Here is a 22,761-nt window from a genome sequence, read left to right as displayed (position 1 = left end):
GGGCATCGCCCCACCCGCCGTCCCGCGGCGTAGCGTGTCAGACCAGATCGAAAGCCGCCGACAGAAGCGTTCGGGTATAATCGGTTTGCGGCGCGTCAAAGATTTGTTGCGCTTCGCCGTATTCCACGACATCGCCTTGCTTCATGACGATCACCTTGTGGGACATAGCGCGGACGACCTTGAGATCGTGGCTGATGAACAGGTAGGCCAGATCGTATTTGCGCTGAAGCTCGCGCAGCAGGTTCACGATTTGAACCTGCACGGTCATGTCGAGGGCCGAGGTTGGCTCATCCAATACGACCAGTCTTGGGCGCAGCACCATTGCGCGGGCAATCGCGATACGCTGTCTTTGGCCACCCGAAAATTCATGGGGGTATCGGTGCATCGTCGCCGGATCCAGACCAACCTCCTGCATCACCTCGATCACGGCATCGCGGGGCGAGCGACCGTCGGGTGAGCCGTGCACAGACAGTCCTTCGGCGATGATCTGTTCGCAGGTCATCCGAGGACTGAGCGAGCCATAGGGGTCTTGAAAGACAATCTGCATTTCGCTGCGCAGGCGTCGCAGTTCGCGCGTGGACCACGCCCGCACGTCCTGCCCGCGATAGGTAATGCCGCCTTCGGAGCTGATCAGACGCATGATGGCCAGCGCCAGTGTTGTTTTGCCGGACCCGCTTTCGCCAACGATGCCCACGGTCTCGCCCGCGCGCACGGCGATGGATGCATCATTCACCGCTTTGACATACCCGACCGTCCGTTTGAGCAGGCCACGCTGGATCGGAAACCAGATCTTCAGGTTCTCGGTGCTGGCAATCTGCTCGGCGTTCGGTGCGACGGGATCGGGCAATCCCGTGCTTTCCGCAGAGAGCAGCATTTGCGTGTAGGGATGTTGCGGGTTCTCGAAAATCTCGGCGGTGGGGCCGGTTTCGACAATCTCTCCTGATTTCATGACGCAGACCCGGTCGGCGATCTTGCGCACGATGCCTAGGTCGTGGGTGATGAACAGCAGGCTCATTTCTTCGGACCGTTTCAATTCGGCCAGCAGTTCCAGAATTTGCGCCTGAATTGTCACGTCCAGCGCCGTGGTCGGCTCGTCTGCGATTAGCAGTTCGGGGCCATTGGCAAGCGCCATGGCGATCATCACACGCTGTCTCTGACCGCCAGAAAGCTGGTGCGGATATGAGGTGAGGCGTTGCTCGGGATCGCGGATGCCGACCTTGTTCAGCAATTCGATGATCTTGGTGCGGGCCGCGTCACCAGTCAGCCCCTGGTGCAATAGAATGCTTTCGGCGAGCTGCTTTTCCAAGGTGTGCAGAGGGTTGAGCGAGGTCATCGGCTCTTGGAAAATAAAGCTGATGTCGTTGCCACGAACTTTGCGCAACAAGGCGTCATCGGCGCCGATCATCTGCTGACCTTCGTATGTCACCGACCCTTCGACCGTCGCGGCATCGCCCAGAAGCGAAACTGTGGATAGCGCAGTCACAGATTTACCCGAGCCGGACTCGCCCACCAGCGCGACGGTTTCACCGCGCTGAATGTCGAAAGACACGCCCTTGACTGCCATCGTGCTGATGCCGTCCTGAGAGAATGACACCTTGAGATCTCGGACTGAGAGAATGGATGGGCTGGTCACGAGAACGTCTTTCTTGGGTCAAAGGCGTCGCGGACGCCTTCGAAGATGAACACCAGCAGCGACAGCATGATCGCAAAGACAAAGAAAGCGGTGAAGCCAAGCCAGGGGGCCTGAAGGTTTTGTTTGGCCTGAAGCGTCAGCTCACCCAGCGACGGGGCGGAAGACGGCAAACCAAAGCCGAGGAAGTCCAGCCCGGCCAGCGTGCTGATCGTACCCGTAACGATAAACGGCAGCATGGTCAGCGTCGCCACCATGGCATTGGGCAGCATATGGCGGAACATGATCGTCCAGTTGCTGACCCCCAGCGCCTTGGCGGCGCGCACGTATTCCAGATTGCGTGCACGCAGGAATTCCGCCCGCACAACGCCCACCAGCGCAACCCAGCCAAACAGAACGGTCAGCGCCACGAGCAGCCAGAAACTTCGCCCTAGGATCGCAAAGAGGATGATGATCACATAGAGCGAAGGCGTGGACACCCAAATCTCGATGATCCTTTGAAAGATCAGGTCGACCCATCCGCCGAAATACCCCTGAACAGCGCCGGCGATAATGCCGATGATGCTTGAGGCTATAGTGACAATCAGGGTGAACAGGATTGATAGCCTGAAACCGTAGATCACCCGCGCCACAACATCGCGTTTGGTGTCATCGGTCCCCAGCCAGTTTTGATTGTTGGGGGGCAGGGGGGCCGCACCGGGGCGGTCTACCGGAGTTTTGTAGCTGTAGGGGACCAGTGGCCAGAGCATCCAGCCTTTTTGGAAATCGCCCTCCAGCACCATGCCTTGATCAACCTGTTCGATCAGTTCTTCGGGCTCGTCAAAACACTCTTCCAGACCGCCGGTGCGGATCAGGCATTTCACCTCGATGTCGCGGTAGGGGGCTTCGGTTCTGAAATCCCCGCCAAAGTCAGTCTCGGGGTAGAACTTGAAGATGGGGGTGTAGTATTCGCCGCGGTACTGCACCAGGATGGGTTTGTCGTTCGCGATGAATTCGGCAAACAGTGACAGAACGAAAAGCCCGAGAAAAATCCAAAGCGACCAGAAGGCCCGGCGGTTTTTCTTGAAGTTGTTCCAGCGCCGCGCATTTAGCGGTGACAGAGTGAACATTCCACGTTTCGGTTCGGGAATGACCGGGGTGTCTTGCGGCTCGGGTGCCATCTGCGGATCGGTTTGCGCCACGCCTCAGCCCTCCCGCTTTTCAAAGTCGATACGCGGATCAACCAGCACGTACATCAGGTCAGAGATGATCCCGACGATCAGACCCATGAGGCCAAAGATGAACAGCGTGCCAAAGATCACCGGATAGTCCCGGGCGACGGCCGCTTCGAAGCCAAGGCGCCCCAGCCCGTCGAGTGAGAAAATCGTTTCGATGATGATCGAGCCTGAGAAAAAGATGCCGATGAAGACCGATGGAAAGCCCGCGATCACAATCAGCATGGCATTTCGGAAGACATGACCATAGAGCACGCGGCTTTCGGCGAGGCCCTTGGCGCGTGCAGTGATGACGTATTGTTTTTTGATCTCGTCGAGAAAGCTGTTCTTGGTCAGCAGCGTCAGCGTAGCAAAGGCGCTGATCGTGCTGGCGATGACGGGCAAAGCGATGTGCCAGAAGTAGTCACCGATTTTGCCGATCAGGCTAAGCTCTTCCCAATTGTCCGATGTCAGGCCACGCAGCGGGAATATCTGCCAGTAGCTGCCACCGGCAAACAGAACCAGCAACAGGATCGCAAAGAGAAATCCGGGGATCGCGTATGCCACGATGATTGCGCCCGAGGTCCATGTATCAAAGCTGCTGCCGTCCTTTACGGCTTTGCGAATGCCCAGTGGGATCGAAACCAGATAGGCAATCAGCGTCGACCAAAGACCCAGACTGATCGACACCGGCATCTTCTCCAGAACCAGATCGATCACCGAGATCGAGCGGAAATAGCTTTCGCCGAAATCGAGGCGCATATAGTTCCACAGCATGTTGAGGAACCGCTCAAGCGGCGGTTTGTCAAAGCCAAACTCTTTTTCGAGTTCGGCAATGAATTCTGGGGGCAGGCCGCGTCGACCGGCGTTGTCTTCGCTGGCGGCCTCAACTTCGCCACCTCCGCCGGCAATGCCGGCAAAGACGTCACCTTCGCCTTCGATCTGGGCCAGGATTTGTTCAATCGGTCCGCCGGGTACAAACTGCACAAGCGTAAAGTTGATGATCATGATCCCCAGCAATGTGGGAATTATGAGCAGCAGGCGGCGAAGGATATAGGCGCCCATAGTGGCTTACAGTGCTCCCGCGTCACGCAAAGCCTGCGCCTTGTCTTCGTCCCACCACCAGATTGAAGATGTTCCAAGGCTCAGCGGTGGCGGATTGTCGGTGTAGGGGCGTCCAAAGACATCACGATAGGCAACGTTGTGTTCGCCCTTGTACCACTGAGGCACCCAGATGTGCATCGAGCGCAGCACCCGGTCCAGCGCCTTGACGGCGGTGTCCAGATCTTCGCGGCTTTCTGCGTCGGCGATGATGCGGATCAGTTTGTCTACGCCTTCGTTGCGAAGCCCTGCGACGTTGACGGACCCAGCCACATCGGCGCTGTCAGAGCCAAAGATCTGGCGCAACTCGTCGCCGGGCGTCTGCGACATGGAGAACCGCTGTGTGACCATGTCATAGTCAAAGTTCTTTTCGCGTTCCTGGGCCTCGGCCGGATCGACCCGGTTGGCCGTTGCATCAATGCCCAGACGTTTCAGGTTTTCGATGTAGGGATTGATGATGCGGTCAAAGCTGGGGCTGTCGTTCAGGACTTCGATTTCCAGCTTCACGCCGTCTTTGTAGCGCAGCCCGTCATCGCCCACGATCCAGCCTGCTTCTTCCAGCAGTTTGCCCGCGCGGCGCAACTGGCGCCGGTCGGCAAGGTCTTCGGCCTTGGAAACAGCTGGCGAAAACGCAGGTTCAGTGAACACGGTTTCAGGGAAAAATTCGCGCAGCGGTTCAAGGATTGCCAGTTCCGCTTCCGAAGGCATGCCTTCGGCCTGCAGGGTGGGGGAGTTTTCCCAAAAGCTGTCTGTCCGTTCGTAGATTCCGTAAAAGAGCGAGTCGTTGGACCATTCAAAGTTGAAGGCCATCCCGATCGCTTCGCGAACGCGTGGATCGGAGAATTTATCGCGGCGCAGGTTGAACCAGAACCCCTGCGTACCCGCGGGTCTGCCATCAGGCAGCGTTTCCACGACAACGTGGCCTGCATCGATGGCTGGAAAATCGTATCCGGTGCCCCAAACCTTCGAGCTGAACTCCTCTCGGTAAAGATAGGCACCGGCCTTGAAGGCCTCAAACGCGGTTGTGTAATCCGCGAAATATTCAAACTTGATGGTGTCGAAATTATTCGATCCCACGTTTGTCGGCAGGTCTTTTGCCCAATAATCGTCGCGGCGTTTGTAGGTGACGGATTTGCCCGGATCGACATCCGCCAAATCATAAGGCCCCGATCCCATTGGCGCGTCGAGGCTGCTTTCCGAAAAATCGCGCTCTGCATAATAGGCTTCGGAAAAGACCGGGATGCCACCAGCAGTCATCAACAGCTCGCGCAGCGGGCCGTCTGGATTAAAGGTGAACTTTACCGTGTGGTCGTCGAGCGCTTCGACACCGGTGATGTCCTTGTAAGCAGTCTTGAAACTTGGCAGGCCCTTTTCCACCAGCACGTTGAAGGAAAAAACAACGTCAGAGGCCAATACCGGCGATCCATCCCGGAACTTTGCCTCGGGGCGCATATGGAATGTCACCCACTCGCGGCCCTCGGGATATTCGATTGTATGTGCGAGAAGGCCATAGCTGGCATCGGGTTCTTCAAGGTTGCTGGTCAGAAGGCTGTCATAAAAGACGGACGATCCGGCCGCCGCATTGCCCTTGAGGATATATGGCGTGAGGCTGTCAAAGGTACCAAAGGCCCAAGAACTGTATTGACCGCCCTTCGGTGCTTGCGGATTCACATAGTCGAAATGTGTGAAATCGGCGTCGTACTTCAGCGGCCCGAATGTCGAAACGCCATGCGATTTTATCACGTTCCCATGATGGCTTTCGGCGAAGGCATATCCGGCGGCGAGGGTCAGGCCGATGGCGACAAAGCCTGCCTGTATCCATGGGCGCAGATCAGGTTTGCGCATGCCGACGGTTTTTGCCTTGGCAACGGGTTTGGGACGGTGGGCATGGTGGATCATGTGCTCTTCCCTGTATTCGCAACTGGTTCTTTGGCCATTAAAGGTAAGTTAGGGGCGGAGCTTGACCACATTCAAGTTGAGATTACGCGTTCGTGTGGTGTTTTGAGGTGTTTCGCTAAACAAATACAGGCATCTGACCGTCAGGCCCGCGAATTTCGCTGTCTGTGCAGGTCACAGCGCTTGGGCCGGGCCGACCATCGTGGGCGTGACTGAGCCCGGACATGAAAAAAGGCCGCCCCCAAGGGCGGCCTTTTCCAAATTGGGGTTGGCGCTGAGATCAGCCGCCGAATGTCGCAAGATAGGCGATCAGGTTGGCGCGATCTTCGACCTTGGGCAGGCCCTTGAACGACATGGTCGTGCCTGGTGCGTAGCCCTTGGGGTTTTCGAGGAAACCATTCAGGTTGTCTGGCGACCAAACGTCGGCTGCCGCAGTCAGCTTGCCCGAGTAGTTGAAGCCGTCAGCCGCACCGACTGCGCGATCAACAACGCCGTGCAGATATGGACCGGTGCCGTTGGCGCCTGCTTCCAGTTTGTGGCATGCGCGGCACTTGCCCCACACTTTTTCGCCTTTGGCTGCGTCGGCAGCGGCATAGACGTCTGCAAAGGCAACTTCGACCACTTCTTCGGTCGGACCGCCCTCGTCAACTTCGATGGCATAAGCCATTGCGTGATCATCGCCGTGACCATGGCCTTTGCCGCCATGATAGATTGTCTCGGCTCCCCATTTGCCCAGCAAGAAGATGAGCAGCGCGCCGCAGAAGCCGCCGAGGATTTTGGTAAATGTCATCGTGTCTAGCATGAAGGGACCTGTTCGTCTGAAACCCGTGTCGGGCGCGTATCTATTGCTTCCCTTGCTTCAAGGCAAGGTATAGAAGCCGCGACCAAACGACCACGCTGGGCAGTTTTTTCCCTGCGGCCACGAAAGGAGCCCCAAGAATGACCAATCGCATTGCCTTTCAGGGTGAGCCGGGCGCCTATTCCGATCAGGCGTGTCGCGAAGCCAGACCGGGTATGGAACCGCTGCCGTGCCGCAGTTTTGAAGCTGTAATCGCCGCTGTTCGCGAGGGACGGGCCGATCTGGCCATGCTGCCGGTTGAAAACACGACCTATGGCCGCGTTGCCGATATTCATCGATTGCTGCCCGAATCCGGTCTGCGGATCGTGGATGAAGCCTTTGTGCGGGTCCACATCAGCCTGATGGCGATGCCCGGCGTTGAAATCGAGTCGCTTGAGACCGTGCACGCGCATCCGGTGCTGATTCCTCAGGCGCGCAGCTTTTTGGAAAAATACGGCATTCGCGGTGTTGCAGCGGCTGACAGCGCAGGCGCTGCCGCCGATTTGGCGCAAGACGGCGATCTGACACGTGGCGTGCTGGCCTCTGACCTTGCCGCCGAGCTGAATGGTCTGAACATCCTTGCGCGTCACATCGAAGACCACGCACACAACACAACGCGTTTCTTGATCATGGGCGAACAGGCAGATCACTCTGTCCGGTCCGACCATGGCATGATGACAACCTTTGTCTTTCAGGTGCGCAACATTCCTGCCGCGCTCTACAAAGCGATGGGTGGCTTTGCGACCAATGGTGTGAACATGACCAAGCTGGAAAGCTACATGGTTGGCGGCTCTTTCACCGCCACCCAGTTCTACGCTGACATCGAGGGTCACCCAGATGATGCAGCAGTGCGCCGCGCCATGGAAGAGCTGGACTACTTCACAGATATGCTTGAAATTCTGGGTGTCTACCCGCGTGATCCGCGCCGGGATTGATCGGCACCGCTAGATCAACAGGCTCGCCGCGCCTTCGTGTTTGAGCAATGCAACCTTAGTTTCGATGCCGGTTCCGCCGGAAAATCCGCCCAGCCCGTTTGCGCCAAGAACGCGGTGGCATGGGATGATTAGCGGTATCGGATTGCGCCCGCACCCTTGCCCCACGGCCTGCGCAGGTATGCCCAGCAAGCCGGAAAGATCGCCGTAGGTTCGGGTTTCCCCAAAAGGAATCGATTGCATCGCCGCGCAGATGGCGCGCTGGCTGTCGCTGACGTTCAGCGACAGCGGTAGATCGAAAACGGTGCGTTGATCGTTGAAGTATTCTTCGATCTGGGTACAGGCGTCGATCAGGACGGGTGTTTCGTCAGACCGTCCTTCGCCCCAACGCAGCGCTGAAATGGCGCCGTTTTCTTCGGTCACTGTAATGGGCCCGGTTGGGGTTGGGATCATGCGCTCCATGAGCTGACGCTAAGACAGATTGTACCATGTCGCAAACAGACCGGACGGCAGGCTGGAAAACTCACAGGTTGGGCTCTGCAAACAGGAGGGCAGGATGAAAACAGGATTTATCGGATTGGGCGCTGTTGGCGGCAAGCTGGCGGGCAACCTCATGAACAATGGGGTCGAATTGACGGTGCATGATCTGGATGACGCGAAGGTTGCGGAATTCGTTTCGCGCGGGGCGCAGGATGGTGCGAGCGTTGAAAGCATCACGCGGCAGTGTGATGTCGTCATAACGTCCTTGCCGTCGCCAGCCGCGTCCGAAGCCGTGCTGGCGCAGATGCTGCCACACATGAAAGCCGGCAAAATCTGGATCGAGATGTCCACGACAGACCCCGAGGGGATCAAGGATCAGGCGCGCCGCGTCGCGGAAACCGGGGCAACCATGGTCGAAGCGCCGGTTTCCGGCGGATGCCACCGCGCAGCGACGGGAAATATCTCGGTGTTTGCGGGCGGCGACCGGGGCGATTTTGAAGCCGTTTTGCCGCTTCTGACGATTTTGGGACGCAAGGTTCTGCACACCGGGGACATCGGAACCGCTTCGACGCTCAAGGTCATGACCAATTATCTGGCGACAGCAAACCTGCTGACACTATGCGAAGCGCTGACGACGATGAAGGCCGCAGGCATGGATATGTCGACAACCTATGAGGCCATCCGTATCTCATCTGGCACCAGCTTCGTTCATGAAACCGAGAGCCAGCTGATCCTGTCCGGTTCGCGGGATGTCGATTTCTCGATGGATCTGGTGCTCAAGGACATTGGTCTGTTCCAGAGCCTTGCGGATCAGTTTGGTGTTCCACTGGAGCTTTCCCCGCAGATCATTTCGATGATGCAAGACGGACAGGCCCGGTACGGAAACAGAGCCCAATCCGATCGCATGATCGAACGTCTCGAAGAAGCTACAGGGCTGAGCATTCTGGCAGATGGCTTTCCACAGGAACTGGTGGATGATGAACCGCCAGCCCGCGGCGCAGAAGTGGTTGTGCGGCGATAACACAGCCCGTCGGGCGCGCCTTTTGCCAAGCTGCCGGGCGCGCTCTACTTTCCCCAGCCGTGGCTTTGCCCTATAGGGCAGCAACACAGCGGATGGGGGCAGGTCCATGGAAGAACGTGAATTGGCGGTGATATCGGCATCAGCGGGGCGTCGGTACTTTGGCGTTGGCGCGCTCTACATTCTGGGTGTTCTCGTTGTTTATCTGGCGCTCACGTCACCACCTTCGGGGCTGCATTGGCAAATTTTCCTGTTGGCATTGGGGATTGGCGCATTGGTCTTGGGCCAGATCATGTGGCGCGCAACGGCCTACAGCCTCATTCTGACGGAAACCGAATTGCGCGAAAGCTCCGGCCTCGTGCTGGCGCGGATCGAGGATATCCAAAAGGTCGATCGCGGCATGTTCGCGATGAAGCCGTCCAATGGCTTCAACATCATTCTGAAAGAGCCGGCAAAGCGCGTCTGGCGCCCGGGGCTGTGGTGGCGCTTTGGCCGCAGAATTGCCATTGGCGGTGTTACATCGGGCAGACAGACCAGACCGGTGGCAGATATTCTGACGCTGAAGTTGTCTGAGCTGTCGCAATAGAAAAAGGCCCGGCAGAACTGCCGGGCCTTTTCTTATTCCGTGAGTGTGTTCGCGTGTCAGCCGTTGGAAAAGACTACCTGCGGTGTGTAGCGCGGACGGGTAAAGCTGTAGGTGTGGATCTCGAAGGAATTGAGACCAACCTGAAGAACTGGATTGTGTTCGTCCCAAGTCTCAACAAGGATCAACTGATCGCCGCCGAAGCCTGCTGGCAGTCTGTCTGAATATTCTGACAACGTGCCATTGTTCAGGACGCTTTGGTTGCCGCGCCGCTTGGACCAGACCACCTCCCACTCGTCCGAGTTGCCGTTATACTCGACCACTGTGACGCGCAGATCGCTTTCTGTACCCGACGACTTGTTCAGTTCCCGCAACAGCTTGGCAGCGCTGCTGATATAGGGACCAGAGATTGGATCGGTTTCGCGCGAGATCATATCGCCGATCGTGTAGTTGGCTTTCTGGTTCACGCTTTGCTGTCGGAATGCGTCGAAGTAGACCCAACCCACTCCAAAGAGCCAGAGCAGCGCGGGCAGAACGATAACCGCTTCGACAGTGATGTAGCCGTTTGTGTCCTCGGCAAAGGCACGCAGGCGCTTTTTGAATAGTTCGCGTAGCATGTTTCTTGTCCTTAGCTTGGTTCGGTCACAAAGGCCGAAGAGGCAGTGATCGCAGTAAAGCCTTCGTCATCCTCGGGCAGATTTGCGCTGAGATTGCCGGCTGGCGTGATGGGGCGGTATTTGAAGCAAGCCCGCAGGAACATTACTTCGCTGCCACCGGCGTTCTGGAAGGCACGGTTTGGCGTGAAGACTTCGCTCGTATCGACGCAGTCTGCACGGTTTGGAATGTTGCTCCAGTTGCGCATATCCAGCCGGACCATTTCCAGCTGAAGGCGGTCAAGGCAGTCTGGCAGTACCGCCGCGCGGTTGCAGATTGACTGTTTGATCGCAGTTTGATCGCCTGCATTGCCCAAGCGCACTTCGCGAACTGTTTCGTCCAGGGCGCGCTCGAGTGCTGTGGAGCGAATTGTCACTGTGCCAACTTCGATCGTAGCAAGCACCAAGCCGATAAAGACAGGCATCCACATTGCGAAGGGAACAACCACAGAACCGTTTTCATTTTCGGCAAAGCGGCGGAGGGGGTTCAATACGCGAACACTCATTGGATCAACCTCAGGGTTTGGAAGGACCGGGCAATCGCACCGAATGTGTCATCCAGTTCGCTGCCGTCGATGTCATAGTAATGCGAGGGCGAAGACGCGCAGTCCTGCAGAGCAACTTTGCCGGCTTCGGGGGCTTGCACACCAACTGCGTAAACGACGATCCCTTTGTTTTTCGCGTCAGTACAGACCTGTGAAAGGCGGCTGTCAGCTTGTGGTGGGGTCACGATGACCTCATAGGGATACTGAATATCAGCGTAATCGGCGCTGCTGATGTAGCCGTCATTTCGTGGCTGCCAGTAGAGCAGGTTGACAAGCCCGTTGGTTCCGAAACGATCATAGATTTCGTTCCACGTGAGTTCACGCGCTGGGTTTGAAGGGTGGTCAATCATGTCTACAGTGGGCTGGTAGCGCTGAGAAGCATTGTACCAGTAGCGGGTCCAATAGTAGACCGGCGCACCGGTGTTTGGATCGGTCAACTGAACCGAGTATTTGTCATCCCAAACAGAGCCGGTACCCATGTCCGCCAACCAAATTCCGGAACCGGCCGCCTCTTTCTTTTCCGGTTTCAGGTCGTATTGCCAGGTGTTCTGACCATCGGTCATCACAACCAGATACTTCAGCGTCGCCTGATCATTGAAATTGGCGGGACGCGCTGCGTTGTCCTGAGACACAAGACCATCATAGGCCATGGCCGAGATTGCTGGTCGGGCTGCTGGATCAAGAAGGGCAGCACCCCATTTTACACCAACGTCAATCGCCGTGTTGCCCCAGGCCTCGAATGTGTCGATGCGCGCCTTTAGAGCGTCGGCATCAGAACTGACCGCCATGATCGCGCCATCGTTTCCACGATTGCACCAAGAGTACTCCGCTTCACCCGCTGTTTGGCTGGACGAAATCGGGTCGAACTGGCCAAGCTGTTCCAGTTCCTGCGTCGGGGTGATCGCAGTTGTAGAGAACTCGCTGTCGTCAAATACAGCGCAGTGTGAAAAGTCGTGGAGGTTCTGCAGATTGAAGTAGTTCGGCAGATCGTCACCCAAGCTTACGGTCGCGTGGTAAGGGACGAGCGAAACCGAAACAGGAGAGGTAACCCCGTCTCCCGCGAGAACTGTATCTACAAAGTTTTTGGATGCAGTTTTGAGCTGTTCAATCTTGGTGCCACCCATGGAACCAGAGGTGTCGAGGATCAGCGAGATTTCGACCTCGGTGATGCCCTGTTCCGCGACCGCGTCACCGGTGGCCTGAAGTGTATCCACACCAATCAACTGCATAAACTGCGACGGCATCGTAACAGCCGCATCGGCTGAAACGCGTTTGTTCCGCGCGCTTACATCCGCATCGACAGAACCCAGCGCGTCGGCCAAGTTCATCGCATTGAAATATTCCTGGACAGTCGTTTCCGCGTCCATTTCGTTTTCAACGGCAGCAGCCGCCAAAACCGCACGATCCAGAGTATTCTGGATTTTGGTACGCTTAAGCTCAGCGTGGATCATATCCACACCGATGCCGCCGAATACCATCATCACCATCGCGCCAGCGACAGCAACGTAGGACATTGTGCCGGATTGGTCGGACCAGAAGCGGCCAAGCCAGCCACCGGTCGCCGAACGGCGTGTTTCGCTCACCGCTTTCGTGACGCTCTGGGGCGTCTTCATTCGCTCTTTCATTTCGCAACTCTCTCCCGGAGCAGACCGGGTACAAGCCAACTAGGCAGATTATCGATGCCCAATTTATGCCGATGCATGATGGCCAAATTGGGGCGATTTGAGTGAGAATTTCGGCAAATTCTATTCAAAATGGGTGACAAAAAGCCCTGCAAATACTGGGTTGTTTCCCCACAGGTAACAAACTGGAGCTGCGCCCGAATCTTTTGGCGAATCTGGGCGGCATTTCGACCATAATTCGGTTGGGTCGCTGAATGGGTCGCGTTAACGTCGAATTTAGACGATCCGACTCAATTGGTAAGATGCGGGTCGTCCCGGACCGCAGTAGCCAATGGGAGGAACCAATTATGGCCGCAGCACCAGCCAATGAGCCGACATTCCGAGAAAGTGTTGATTTGATGTTCAACCGCGCCGTCGCGTTGATGGATCTCCCGCCTGGCCTCGAGGAAAAAATACGGGTTTGCAACGCCACCTATACTGTGCGCTTTGGCGTCCGGCTTCGTGGCGGCATCCGCACGTTCACGGGATATCGTTCGGTTCATTCCGAGCATATGGAACCGGTTAAGGGCGGCATTCGTTTCGCGCCTTCGGTGAACCAGGACGAAGTTGAGGCACTTGCCGCCTTGATGACGTACAAATGCGCTTTGGTCGAAGCACCGTTTGGTGGCTCGAAGGGGGGGCTCTGTCTGGACCCAAGGGAATTCGATGAACATGAGCTGGAGCAGATCACCCGGCGGTTTGCCTATGAATTGGCGAAACGTGATCTCATTCATCCCAGTCAGAACGTTCCGGCACCCGACATGGGCACGGGCGAGCGTGAGATGGCCTGGATCGCGGATCAATATGCGCGCATGAACACCACGGACATCAATGCACGTGCCTGCGTGACCGGCAAACCGTTGAATGCCGGCGGGATCGCCGGCCGTGTGGAGGCCACCGGCCGCGGCGTGCAGTATGCGCTGCGCGAGTTCTTCCGTGATGAGCGTGACATGCAGGCAGCCGGGATGACGGGTTCGCTTGATGGCAAGCGCGTCATTGTTCAGGGGTTGGGGAACGTGGGCTACCACGCGGCCAAGTTCCTGCGTGATGAGGATGGTTGCCAAATCATCGGTATCATTGAACGCGATGGCGCCCTGTTCAATGAGAAGGGCATCGATGTGGATGCGGTGCGTGACTGGATCGTCAAGCATGGCGGCGTCACGGGGTTCCCGGATGCGGGTCACACAGCCGAGGGCGCGGCAGTTCTGGAAGAAGAGTGCGACATTCTTATTCCTGCGGCCCTTGAAGGGGTCATCAATCTTGGAAACGCCGCGCGGATCAAGGCGCCGCTGATCATCGAAGCGGCCAACGGCCCAATTACGGCCGGCGCGGATGATGTGTTGCGCGAAAAGGGCACAGTGATCATTCCTGACATGTACGCGAATGCCGGGGGTGTGACGGTTTCCTACTTCGAATGGGTCAAAAACCTGTCGCATATCCGCTTTGGCCGGATGCAGCGAAGACAGGAGGAGGCGCGCCACCAACTGGTGATTGACGAACTGGAGCGGCTCGACCGCTATCTTGGGGATGCGTGGTCCATGACACCGGAGTTCAAAGAGAAATATCTGCGCGGTGCCGATGAGCTGGAGCTGGTTCGCTCGGGTCTCGATGACACTATGCGGATCGCCTACCAGAGCATGCGAAAGGTCTGGCACGAACGCGAAGATGTTACTGATCTCAGGACGGCCGCTTACCTTGTTGCCATTGATAAAGTGGCCTCAAGTTACCGTGCCAAGGGTTTGTAAACCAATTTGACGCTGATTGGCGTCGAACTTGGTATCGAAATTGGCAAGATTGCGGCGCCGTGGCACTTTCGCCGCAATCTTGCTTGAATTGCCTTGGATCGTGACTTGAAAAGACACATTCATGGCCAAAGGCTTGCCGCAATCTCCCCTTAAAGATGCCTCCATACCGAAAGAGTCCTTGGCGAAAAATGGGCTCTGGTGGGATGGAGAGTAAGACAATGAAATGGGAAGACCTATTAGGCTTCGCGAAAGATGAAGACGGCAACGTAACCGTTTTCTCAGTGTTTATGCTGGTGCTGATCTTGATGATCACAGGTGCGTCGGTTGACATTATGCGCTTTGAAGCCGTTCGTACCAAAATGCAAAGTACACTGGACCGCGCGGTTCTGGCGGCGGCGGATCTGGATCAACAACAAGATCCGCAAGATGTTGTTGCAGATTACATGGCGAAAGCCGGTCTGGCAGATGGTTTGACGTCGGACGCTGTTGTCGATGAAGGCATCAACTACCGTACCGTTACAGCGGAAGGCCAAGTTGAGCTGGACACTATCTTCCTTCATATGTCGGGCTTCAATCAATTGACCGCGCCGGGCATCAGTACTGCCGAAGAAAAAATCTCGAACGTTGAGATTTCGGTGGTGCTCGACGTTTCTGGTTCGATGGGTGGCGATCGCATCGTAAACATGCGCGCGGCTGCTAAAGAGTTTGTGGACACGGTTATCCAGCCGGCGGACAGCCCCGGTCTGACAACCGTCTCTTTGGTCCCTTACAACGCGGTTGTGAACATTGGGTCTACACTTGCCCCTTACTTTACATGGGATGAAGTCCACGACTATTCGCACTGCGCGATCTTCGACGACTCTGACTTCAACAGCGTCGGTATGGATACATCCTCAGCGCTTGAGCGTTTGGCGCACTTCGACCTGTACAGCTCGTCAGAGAGTACAACTCAGATTGCCAATCCTTGGTGCCCTACGGGCGATACTTCTGCCATGGTTGTGCATAGTGACAACGCCACTGCACTAAAGGCGCATGTTGATTCACTGCAAGCTGGTGGCAACACCGCAATCGACATGGGTATGAAATGGGCCACAGCGCTGCTGGATGACAGTTTGGCAGATGTCGTGGGTAACTTGGCTGCCGACGGGATCGCCGCGTCTGGCGCTTCCAGCCGCCCTGCCGCATACTCTGATCCAGAGGCCATTAAATTCGTAGTCGTCATGACCGACGGTGAGAACACCTCGCAGTATGACCTTGAACCCGAATACAAATACGGGTGGTCCGATGTCTGGATCGACGAGCGTGGGAACACCAATGCTAGCGACGATCGCTTCTCAGTTCGTGTACGTGACTTGTCTGGCACTTCGAACGATGTCTATTTCTGGACGCGCTACGAAAACTCAAGCTGGTCCTACCGCTACGACGATGATCCCGACGGTGGCAGCAGCGCGCGTCAAATGACCAACGCAGAAGTTTTCGCACGGTTCGGTACAAAAGGTGCAGCCAACAAGTTTCTCTACCAGCCATATCGCGACGGTTGGGTGAGCTACTCGGTCTATCGTGACATGTACTACGGCTATGAGAGCATCGTGAATGGCTCCAGCGCTGATGAAAGACTGTCGGACATTTGTGCCGCGGCACGAGACGAGGGCATTGTTATCTTCGCGATCGCTTTCGAAGCGCCAACAGGTGGCCAAGAAGCGCTCCAGGACTGCGCATCGTCCCCGTCTCACTACTTTGACGTAGAAGGTGTTGAAATCACTGAGACCTTCCACGCCATCGCTCGACAGATCAACAGCCTGAGGCTCGTACAATGATGTTCCGTATCAATCACTATCTGCGCCGCTTCCGCGCAGAAGAGACAGGCTCTGCTTCGGTTGAATTTGTTCTCTACTTCACCGTCATGTTCTTCGTTATCGCAGCTGCGGTCGAGATGTCATACATGAATTTGCGTCACGCGATGCTTGAACGCTCTGTTGACTATGCTGTTCGCGATATTCGACTGGCGACAGGAGACATCCCAAGCTACGCGGACGTGAAATCCAAGATTTGCACAGAAGCAGCGATCATTGACGAGTGCGAGTCAAACTTGCAGTTGGAAATGATCCAAGTCGACCCACGCGCCTTTTCAGGACTGAACGCGTTTGCCGATTGCCAAAACGCAGCGGAAGATCCACGGCCGGTTCGGAACTTTGAGCACGGGCAGGACAACCAGCTGATGCTGCTGCGCGCTTGCATGAAATTCCGTCCGATGTTCCCGACCACTGGTCTTGGGCAAGAACTCAACAAAGATGCAGACGGGTACGCTCAGTTGATCGTCACATCTGCCTTTGTGCAGGAACCGAGGTAAAGATCATGATTGCTATGATGAAGTCCAAAATCCGTAGTTTCCTTCGCGATCAAGAAGGCAACATGTCCCTGGAAGCAGTGATCTTTGTTCCCTTGATGATTGCCGTGCTTGCTGCGACCTTCTCGTTTCATGATGCTTTTCGCTACAAGGCACTGAACACCAAGGCCGCGTATACGATTTCGGATGCTCTGAGCCGTGAAACGGATCCAATCAACAATGCCTATATCGATGGCATGGTTTCGACGATGGAATACCTGACACGTTCCGAAGGCCCTTATTCGTTGCGCGTAACCATGGTGCGTTGGAACAAGAAAAAGCAAAAGTACCGCATCGACTGGTCCAAGACCCGCGGCGGGTTTGAGCCCCTCAAGAACGGTGAGTTGAACAACAACCTCAGCGACCAACTGCCAAACCTGCTTCACAACGAGCGTGTGATCGTGGTCGAGACACAGACGCAATACGAGCCGCCGTTCGAAGTGCCCGGATTGCAGACTGCTGAGCTTTTCTACAACTTTGCTTTCTCGCGTCCACGTTTCGCCCCCAAGCTTGTCTGGAGCGACAACTAACATCCCAAGTGTGCTGGATTACCGCGCATTGTCGTGAACCCGACGGGATTTGTCGAAAACGACTCTGAGCCAACCGGCAAAGCATTGATACTTCCAAACAGGGCTGGCACGCTGGCCCTGTTTTTCTGTGGAGTGGACACATGGGATTTTCGGGATTGCGCATCCTTAGGGAAGGGTTGACCGGCAACAAAGGCTGGAAGCCGCACTGGCGCGATCCGGAACCCAAGGCTGAATACGATGTGATCGTGATCGGCGGTGGGGGCCATGGGCTGGCTACTGCTTTCTACCTTGCCAAGGAACATGGCCTGACCAACGTTGCGGTTCTGGAAAAGGGCTATATCGGTGGCGGCAATGTTGGGCGGAACACCACAATTGTGCGGGCGAACTACAATCTACCGGGCAACTCAGAATTCTATTCGCATTCCCTCAAGCTCTGGGAAGGGATGGAGCAAGAGCTCAATTTCAACACGATGATGAGCCAGCGCGGTGTGCTGAACCTGTTTCACTCCGACAGCCAGCGCGACTATGCCGCCCGCCGCGGCAATTCGATGGTCAACCAAGGGGATGATGCCCAGTTGCTGGGCCCTGACGGGGTTCGCAAGCTGGCGCCGTTTCTGGACTTCGACAATGTGCGGTTCCCAATCTACGGCGGCTTGTACCATCCGCGCGGAGGAACGGCCCGGCATGATGCGGTGGCCTGGGGCTATGCACGCGGCGCAGACATGCGCGGGGTCGATATTATCCAAAATTGCGAAGTCACCGGGATCGACATTGAAAACGGGCAGGTCCGCGGTGTTCAAACGACGCGCGGGGCCATTCGGGCAAAGAAGGTCGGGATGGTCGTTGCTGGGCGCTCCAGTCAGGTTGCGGCGCTGGCGGGTATGCGGCTCCCGATCGAGAGTCATGTTCTGCAAGCCTTTGTAACCGAAGGACTAAAGCCCTTTATTCCTGGTGTCGTGACCTTTGGGATGGGGCATTTCTATATCAGCCAGTCGGACAAGGGCGGGTTGGTGTTCGGGGGCGATCTGGATTTTTACGCGTCCTACGCAGCGCGTGGGAACCTGCCTATGGCTGAACATGTCATGGAAGCCGCGATGACATTGATGCCGGCGATCGGAAAAGCGCGCGTGCTGCGCAGTTGGGGCGGCATTATGGACATGTCCTCGGATGGCTCTCCGATCATCGACAGAACACATATCGACGGGCTCTACGTCAATTGTGGCTGGTGCTACGGCGGCTTCAAAGCAGTTCCCGGCTCTGGTTTCAGCTTTGCCCATCTGTTGGCGACCGATCGGCCGCATGAACCTGCGGCGCGGTTCCGGTTGGATCGCTTTGCCACTGGATACAGCATCATGGACGAGGAGGGCACGGGCGCGCAGCACAATCTGCACTAGCCGTGATGAGACAGACATGAACATTGGAATTCCGAAAGATCCGAAGCCATGAGATTGCCATGCCCCCTTTGCGGCACGCGGGACCGCCGCGAATTCTACTATCAGGGCGCTGCCGTTGCGTTGGACCGACCTGCGCCTGACGCCGGGCAGGAGGCTTGGGAAAACTATATGCATCTTCGCGATAACCCGGCCGGGCGCACACGCGATTTGTGGATGCACGAGGCCGGATGTGGTTCCTGGATCGTTGTCGAACGCGATACGGTTACGCATGAAATATTCAGCGCGGAGTTGATCGATGCGGATTGATGGCAAAGCGCATGGAATAGACCGTTCGAAACCCGTCAGTTTCCGCTTTGACGGGGTCACACACAGCGGTTTTCAGGGCGACACCCTCGCCTCCGCCCTGATGGGGGCGGGCGTGCGCATGCTGGGGCGCAGTTTCAAATACCACCGGCCTCGGGGTGTTCTGACCTCGGGCAGTGAAGAGCCGAATGCGCTGGTTACGGTGCGCAGCGGCGCGCAGGCCGAGCCGAACATGCGCGCGACGATCCAAGAGATTTACGAAGGCCTCGAAGCAAAGAGTCAGAACCGCTGGCCCAGCCTTGGCTTTGATCTGATGGCTGTGAATGATCTGGCGGCCCCGTTCTTTGGCGCGGGTTTTTACTACAAGACATTCATGTGGCCCAAGGCCTTCTGGGAAAAGGTGTACGAGCCGCTGATCCGGCATGCCGCCGGCCTTGGTGCTTTGCCGGGGGGTGACAACCCGGATGCCTATGAAAAGGCCTACGCCTTTTGCGATGTGTTGGTGGTTGGGTCCGGTCCTGCAGGATTGATGGCGGCCCTGACAGCGGCGAAAACCGGGGCTGATGTCATTTTGTGCGAAGAAGACAGCATGCTGGGCGGCCGGCTGTTGTCCGAGCGCGAAACGATCGACGGGATGGATGCCGCGCTTTGGGCCGCTGAAATCGCAGGCACATTGCGTGCAATGGACAACGTACGGATCATGACCCGTACCGCTGTTACAGGGGCCTATGATCAGGGCGTTTACGGCGCCTTGGAACGTGTTTCGCATCACTGCGCGGCATCGCAGGCCACACCGCTGGAGTGTTTTTGGCGGATCACGGCGCAGCGCACAGTGCTGGCAAGTGGTGCCTTGGAACGGCACATCGCGTTTCGCGACAATGATCGGCCGGGTGTCATGATGGCGGGGGCCTTGCGCGCTTATGCCAACCGCTGGGGGGTGGCCCCGGGGCGAAGTGTTGCGATATTTGGCAACAATGACGATGCCCATCGGACCGCGCGTGATCTGGCCAAAGCCGGCCTGAATGTTGCGGCCTTGATAGACAGCCGCCCGGACGCAGAAAACTTGGCGGGCGACGTGCCTTTTTACCCCGGATACCATGTTGCACGGGCGCATGGCCGCACCGGTCTGGACGCAATCACACTTCGTGCGCCACACGGCGGTGAGGATCGGATCGCGGTCGAAGCGCTGGGGGTATCTGGTGGTTGGAACCCTTCGGTTCATCTGGCGTGTCACATGAACAAACGGCCTATCTGGAATGAAACAATCGCCGCGTTTGTGGCGCAGGACGACATGGTTCCGGGAATGATCTGTGCCGGTGCCGCGCGCGGCGTGTTCAGTACGGCCAATTGCCTGAAAAGCGGCTCTGAGGCCGGTTTGGAAGCCGCGCGCAGCGCAGGATATCGAGGCGCGTTGCCGCCTTTGCCGCAGGCGGATGATGCGGTCTATAACCTGCGCCGGCTCTGGGCTGTGGATGGACCCGGCCGCGCATGGCTGGATTTTCAGAATGATGTCACGGTGAAGGATATCAAACAGGCCGCCGCAGAGAACTATCGCAGCGTCGAGCATATGAAGCGCTACACCACGCAAGGCATGGCAACCGATCAGGGCAAGAGCTCGAACGTGGCAGCGCTGGCTATTCTTGCAGACGTTACGGGCCGGGACATTCCCGAAACTGGCACGACGACATTCCGGCCGCCTTATGTTCCAGTATCCATTGCCGCCATGGGGGCGGGCGCGCAGGCCGAAGGTTTTGCGCCGCAGCGGTTCACCACATCGCATTTGGCCAGCACCCAGATGGGCGCACCCATGATTGAAGCGGGGCTGTGGTACAGGCCATCCTATTTCCCGCGTGATGGGGAAAAGACGTGGCGCCAGTCCTGCGACCGAGAGGTCAACATGGTGCGCAACGCGGTTGGGATTTGCGACGTATCCACCTTGGGCAAGATCGACCTGCAGGGGCCTGACGTCGGTGCGTTTCTCGACTTTGTCTATTGTAACACCTTTAGCACGCTCAAGCCGGGGCGGGTCAGGTATGGCCTGATGCTGCGTGAAGATGGCTATGTGATGGATGATGGAACGACCGCGCGCCTGTCAGACGACCAATGGATCATGACAACCACGACGGCGGCGGCGGGTGAAGTCATGAAACATCTGGAATGGGTGCATCAGGCGCATTGTCCCCAGATGGACCTGCGGTTCATCTCGGTCACTGAGCAGTGGGCTCAGTTTGCGATCGCCGGGCCCGAGGGCCGTGCTTTGCTGAACGGGCTGCTGGACGACAAACTGGACGACGAAGGGTTCCCCTTCATGGCTTGCGGTGACGTGTCGGTCATGGGGATTCCTGCCCGCTTGTTTCGGATTTCCTTCAGTGGAGAGCATGCCTACGAACTGGCGATTCCGTCTCGCTATGGTGATGCGTTGTTCCGGATTCTCGTCGCGCGGGCCGAAGCCTTGGGCGGCGGCGCCTATGGGATGGAGGCACTCAATGTCCTGAGAATTGAAAAAGGCCACATTACCCATTCGGAAATTCACGGGCGGACAACTGCGTTTGACATCGGGTTCGGCCGGATGGTTTCCAAAAAGAAAGACTGCATCGGTCAGACGATGGCCGCGCGTCCGGGTTTGGTTGACGAGGACCGTGAACAATTGGTGGGGCTGCGCCCTGTCGGCGCGGTCAAGCAACTGGTGGCCGGCGGGCATCTGTTTGCGCCGGAGGACGCGCCAATCCGGGAAAACGATCAGGGTTATATCACCTCGGTCGGTTTTTCGCCGTCTCTGGGAGAGATGCGGGCGCTGGGTTTCCTCAAGCACGGCCGTTCGCGTCATGGACAGAAGGTAAAGATGGTGGATCACATGCGGGGCATCGAAACGCTGTGTGAAGTGACCGATCCGGTTGCTTTTGATCGCGAAGGGGGACGACTTCGTGGCTGAATTGATTGCGCAAAGCCCGTGCCGTGATCTTCTTCCGGTGACGCACGGAACGGTAACACTGTCCGAAGTCGATCCGGGGAACATCACGTCGTTGTCGCCGTTCAAAGGCAAAGCCGCAACGCTGTCTGATGCGCTGAACAGCGCATATGGGCTGCGTTTTCCCGCGCCGGGTCGCAGTACAGGAAAAGAAGGCGTGCGCTGTCTCTGGACTGGTCGGCAACAGGCCTTTCTGCTGGGGCCGGAACCGGTTGACAGTTTGAAGGCATCTGCCGCGCTTACGGATCAAAGTGATGCGTGGACGGTGGTCAGTCTGGAGGGGGCTGATGCGGAAGATGTCCTTGCGCGTCTGGTTCCGATTGATCTGCGTGCCGGTGTGTTCAAGCGGGGGCATACGGCCCGCACCCTGTGTCAGCATATGACAGCTTCGATCACACGAACCGGGGCAAATCGTTTTCAGATCATGGTGTTCCGGTCCATGGCGGCGACTCTTTGCCATGAATTGGGTGAGGCGATGCACATGGTTGCCGCGCGGGCCGGTCGGCCCTAGATAACGATCCAGACCATGAAGGAGTTGTTGATGCGTCTTGGTTTTGTTTTGAGTGTTGGAATGATCGCGCTGATGCCTGTTGCAGGGGCGGCCGAGGACACGCCAGCTATGGATTGTGCCGAACAGGCTGAACTGGTCATGCAGGCCGTGAATGCGCGGGCGGAGGGTGAGCCCAAACGCAAGACGCGGCGTATGCTGCGTGCCGCCCTGGACCGCGAAGCTGGCGATATGCTGGCTGATTTCATCTACACACTTCCCGAAGACCAGCTGACCGATGCCGTTGGTGACGCCTACAAAGCGCAGTGTGAAGCGCTCTGACACTGTTGAAAGGAACGCGCCTTTCGGCGCGTGCCGTGCTACGAAACCCCCGCCTTTGGCGGGGGTTTCGCGTTGG

The 22,761-nt window shown here is 57.1% G+C and carries 21 protein-coding genes; 12 read left to right on the top strand and 9 right to left on the bottom strand.

Annotation, left to right across the window (positions count from 1 at the left end; genetic code table 11):
• Positions 1 to 37 precede the first annotated feature (37 nt).
• The 5 genes from PFY00_RS15315 to PFY00_RS15295 all read right to left on the bottom strand — a co-directional run bounded on the left by PFY00_RS15315 (position 38) and on the right by PFY00_RS15295 (position 6,622).
• Complete coding sequence (locus tag PFY00_RS15315; RefSeq protein WP_271433458.1) at positions 38 to 1,633, bottom strand: ABC transporter ATP-binding protein; 1,596 nt, start codon at positions 1,631 to 1,633, stop codon at positions 38 to 40.
• Positions 1,630 to 2,790: an ABC transporter permease gene (locus PFY00_RS15310; protein ID WP_271433565.1), complete on the bottom strand. Its 1,161-nt coding sequence runs from the start codon at positions 2,788 to 2,790 to the stop codon at positions 1,630 to 1,632. Before PFY00_RS15310 ends, PFY00_RS15315 begins: the two co-directional genes overlap by 4 nt.
• A gap of 24 nt (positions 2,791 to 2,814) precedes the next feature.
• Positions 2,815 to 3,888, bottom strand: coding sequence for a microcin C ABC transporter permease YejB (locus tag PFY00_RS15305; protein ID WP_271433457.1), 1,074 nt, complete (start codon positions 3,886 to 3,888; stop codon positions 2,815 to 2,817).
• 6 nt (positions 3,889 to 3,894) lie between these two features.
• Entirely contained in the window at positions 3,895 to 5,769 is a 1,875-nt protein-coding gene (locus tag PFY00_RS15300) for an extracellular solute-binding protein (protein WP_408648471.1), read from the bottom strand.
• A 331-nt stretch (positions 5,770 to 6,100) separates the two neighbouring features.
• On the bottom strand, positions 6,101 to 6,622 hold the full coding sequence (locus PFY00_RS15295) for a c-type cytochrome (RefSeq protein WP_271433455.1): 522 nt from the start codon (positions 6,620 to 6,622) through the stop codon (positions 6,101 to 6,103).
• Between the two features lie 137 nt (positions 6,623 to 6,759).
• Here PFY00_RS15295 and PFY00_RS15290 point away from each other — a divergent pair, with 137 nt between their 5' ends.
• Positions 6,760 to 7,593, top strand: a complete 834-nt coding sequence (locus PFY00_RS15290; protein WP_271433454.1) for a prephenate dehydratase — start codon at positions 6,760 to 6,762, stop codon at positions 7,591 to 7,593.
• A 9-nt stretch (positions 7,594 to 7,602) separates the two neighbouring features.
• On the opposite strand, the gene PFY00_RS15285 is transcribed toward PFY00_RS15290, so the two are convergent.
• Positions 7,603 to 8,052 carry a methylated-DNA--[protein]-cysteine S-methyltransferase gene (locus tag PFY00_RS15285; protein ID WP_271433453.1) on the bottom strand — a complete coding sequence of 150 codons (450 nt, stop codon included), beginning with the start codon at positions 8,050 to 8,052 and terminating at the stop codon, positions 7,603 to 7,605.
• Positions 8,053 to 8,146: 94 nt separating this feature from the next.
• On the opposite strand from PFY00_RS15285, the gene PFY00_RS15280 reads away from it, so the two are divergent.
• Positions 8,147 to 9,091, top strand: a complete 945-nt coding sequence (locus tag PFY00_RS15280) for an NAD(P)-dependent oxidoreductase (protein WP_271433452.1) — start codon at positions 8,147 to 8,149, stop codon at positions 9,089 to 9,091.
• Positions 9,092 to 9,197: 106 nt separating this feature from the next.
• Positions 9,198 to 9,674, top strand: coding sequence for a hypothetical protein (locus PFY00_RS15275; RefSeq protein ID WP_271433451.1), 477 nt, complete (start codon positions 9,198 to 9,200; stop codon positions 9,672 to 9,674).
• Positions 9,675 to 9,730: 56 nt separating this feature from the next.
• Here the strand turns inward: PFY00_RS15275 and PFY00_RS15270 are convergent, their stop codons facing one another.
• The 3 genes from PFY00_RS15270 to PFY00_RS15260 are packed head-to-tail and all read right to left on the bottom strand — an operon-like array spanning position 9,731 to position 12,482.
• On the bottom strand, positions 9,731 to 10,288 hold the full coding sequence (locus tag PFY00_RS15270) for a TadE/TadG family type IV pilus assembly protein (protein WP_271433450.1): 558 nt from the start codon (positions 10,286 to 10,288) through the stop codon (positions 9,731 to 9,733).
• An 11-nt stretch (positions 10,289 to 10,299) separates the two neighbouring features.
• Positions 10,300 to 10,830, bottom strand: coding sequence for a TadE/TadG family type IV pilus assembly protein (locus PFY00_RS15265; protein ID WP_271433449.1), 531 nt, complete (start codon positions 10,828 to 10,830; stop codon positions 10,300 to 10,302).
• On the bottom strand, positions 10,827 to 12,482 hold the full coding sequence (locus PFY00_RS15260; protein WP_271433448.1) for a TadE/TadG family type IV pilus assembly protein: 1,656 nt from the start codon (positions 12,480 to 12,482) through the stop codon (positions 10,827 to 10,829). The genes PFY00_RS15265 and PFY00_RS15260 overlap by 4 nt, the downstream gene beginning before the upstream one ends.
• 356 nt (positions 12,483 to 12,838) lie before the next feature.
• Between PFY00_RS15260 and PFY00_RS15255 the strand changes: the two genes are divergently transcribed.
• The 9 genes from PFY00_RS15255 to PFY00_RS15215 all read left to right on the top strand — a co-directional run bounded on the left by PFY00_RS15255 (position 12,839) and on the right by PFY00_RS15215 (position 22,685).
• Positions 12,839 to 14,275, top strand: a complete 1,437-nt coding sequence (locus PFY00_RS15255; protein ID WP_271433447.1) for a Glu/Leu/Phe/Val family dehydrogenase — start codon at positions 12,839 to 12,841, stop codon at positions 14,273 to 14,275.
• A 218-nt stretch (positions 14,276 to 14,493) separates the two neighbouring features.
• Complete coding sequence (locus tag PFY00_RS15250; protein WP_271433446.1) at positions 14,494 to 16,092, top strand: VWA domain-containing protein; 1,599 nt, start codon at positions 14,494 to 14,496, stop codon at positions 16,090 to 16,092.
• Positions 16,089 to 16,625: a TadE/TadG family type IV pilus assembly protein gene (locus PFY00_RS15245; RefSeq protein WP_271433445.1), complete on the top strand. Its 537-nt coding sequence runs from the start codon at positions 16,089 to 16,091 to the stop codon at positions 16,623 to 16,625. The genes PFY00_RS15250 and PFY00_RS15245 overlap by 4 nt, the downstream gene beginning before the upstream one ends.
• 62 nt (positions 16,626 to 16,687) lie before the next feature.
• Positions 16,688 to 17,191, top strand: coding sequence for a TadE/TadG family type IV pilus assembly protein (locus PFY00_RS15240; RefSeq protein ID WP_271433444.1), 504 nt, complete (start codon positions 16,688 to 16,690; stop codon positions 17,189 to 17,191).
• A gap of 140 nt (positions 17,192 to 17,331) precedes the next feature.
• Complete coding sequence (locus PFY00_RS15235; protein WP_271433443.1) at positions 17,332 to 18,585, top strand: sarcosine oxidase subunit beta family protein; 1,254 nt, start codon at positions 17,332 to 17,334, stop codon at positions 18,583 to 18,585.
• 48 nt (positions 18,586 to 18,633) lie between these two features.
• Positions 18,634 to 18,891, top strand: coding sequence for a sarcosine oxidase subunit delta (locus tag PFY00_RS15230; protein ID WP_271433442.1), 258 nt, complete (start codon positions 18,634 to 18,636; stop codon positions 18,889 to 18,891).
• Positions 18,881 to 21,820 carry a sarcosine oxidase subunit alpha family protein gene (locus PFY00_RS15225; RefSeq protein ID WP_271433441.1) on the top strand — a complete coding sequence of 980 codons (2,940 nt, stop codon included), beginning with the start codon at positions 18,881 to 18,883 and terminating at the stop codon, positions 21,818 to 21,820. Before PFY00_RS15230 ends, PFY00_RS15225 begins: the two co-directional genes overlap by 11 nt.
• Positions 21,813 to 22,367, top strand: coding sequence for a sarcosine oxidase subunit gamma (locus PFY00_RS15220; protein WP_271433440.1), 555 nt, complete (start codon positions 21,813 to 21,815; stop codon positions 22,365 to 22,367). The genes PFY00_RS15225 and PFY00_RS15220 overlap by 8 nt, the downstream gene beginning before the upstream one ends.
• Positions 22,368 to 22,397: 30 nt before the next feature.
• Complete coding sequence (locus tag PFY00_RS15215) at positions 22,398 to 22,685, top strand: hypothetical protein (protein ID WP_271433439.1); 288 nt, start codon at positions 22,398 to 22,400, stop codon at positions 22,683 to 22,685.
• Positions 22,686 to 22,761 lie beyond the last annotated feature (76 nt).

The organism is Thalassococcus lentus (assembly GCF_028023555.1).
In the GTDB taxonomy this organism is placed as follows: Bacteria; Pseudomonadota; Alphaproteobacteria; order Rhodobacterales; family Rhodobacteraceae; genus Thalassococcus_A; species Thalassococcus_A lentus.
The sequence above is the reverse complement of the archived record's forward strand: the minus strand, read 5'-3'. Positions and strand labels throughout refer to the sequence as shown.

Coding starts and splice junctions, on each gene's coding strand:
- PFY00_RS15310 (WP_271433565.1), bottom strand. CDS start 2,790: ATGGCACCCGAGCCGCAAGACACCCCGGTCATTCCCGAACCGAAACGT.
- PFY00_RS15305 (WP_271433457.1), bottom strand. CDS start 3,888: ATGGGCGCCTATATCCTTCGCCGCCTGCTGCTCATAATTCCCACATTG.
- PFY00_RS15300 (WP_408648471.1), bottom strand. CDS start 5,769: ATGCGCAAACCTGATCTGCGCCCATGGATACAGGCAGGCTTTGTCGCC.
- PFY00_RS15295 (WP_271433455.1), bottom strand. CDS start 6,622: ATGCTAGACACGATGACATTTACCAAAATCCTCGGCGGCTTCTGCGGC.
- PFY00_RS15290 (WP_271433454.1), top strand. CDS start 6,760: ATGACCAATCGCATTGCCTTTCAGGGTGAGCCGGGCGCCTATTCCGAT.
- PFY00_RS15285 (WP_271433453.1), bottom strand. CDS start 8,052: ATGGAGCGCATGATCCCAACCCCAACCGGGCCCATTACAGTGACCGAA.
- PFY00_RS15280 (WP_271433452.1), top strand. CDS start 8,147: ATGAAAACAGGATTTATCGGATTGGGCGCTGTTGGCGGCAAGCTGGCG.
- PFY00_RS15275 (WP_271433451.1), top strand. CDS start 9,198: ATGGAAGAACGTGAATTGGCGGTGATATCGGCATCAGCGGGGCGTCGG.
- PFY00_RS15270 (WP_271433450.1), bottom strand. CDS start 10,288: ATGCTACGCGAACTATTCAAAAAGCGCCTGCGTGCCTTTGCCGAGGAC.
- PFY00_RS15265 (WP_271433449.1), bottom strand. CDS start 10,830: ATGAGTGTTCGCGTATTGAACCCCCTCCGCCGCTTTGCCGAAAATGAA.
- PFY00_RS15260 (WP_271433448.1), bottom strand. CDS start 12,482: ATGAAGACGCCCCAGAGCGTCACGAAAGCGGTGAGCGAAACACGCCGT.
- PFY00_RS15255 (WP_271433447.1), top strand. CDS start 12,839: ATGGCCGCAGCACCAGCCAATGAGCCGACATTCCGAGAAAGTGTTGAT.
- PFY00_RS15250 (WP_271433446.1), top strand. CDS start 14,494: ATGAAATGGGAAGACCTATTAGGCTTCGCGAAAGATGAAGACGGCAAC.
- PFY00_RS15245 (WP_271433445.1), top strand. CDS start 16,089: ATGATGTTCCGTATCAATCACTATCTGCGCCGCTTCCGCGCAGAAGAG.
- PFY00_RS15240 (WP_271433444.1), top strand. CDS start 16,688: ATGTCCCTGGAAGCAGTGATCTTTGTTCCCTTGATGATTGCCGTGCTT.
- PFY00_RS15235 (WP_271433443.1), top strand. CDS start 17,332: ATGGGATTTTCGGGATTGCGCATCCTTAGGGAAGGGTTGACCGGCAAC.
- PFY00_RS15230 (WP_271433442.1), top strand. CDS start 18,634: ATGAGATTGCCATGCCCCCTTTGCGGCACGCGGGACCGCCGCGAATTC.
- PFY00_RS15225 (WP_271433441.1), top strand. CDS start 18,881: ATGCGGATTGATGGCAAAGCGCATGGAATAGACCGTTCGAAACCCGTC.
- PFY00_RS15215 (WP_271433439.1), top strand. CDS start 22,398: ATGCGTCTTGGTTTTGTTTTGAGTGTTGGAATGATCGCGCTGATGCCT.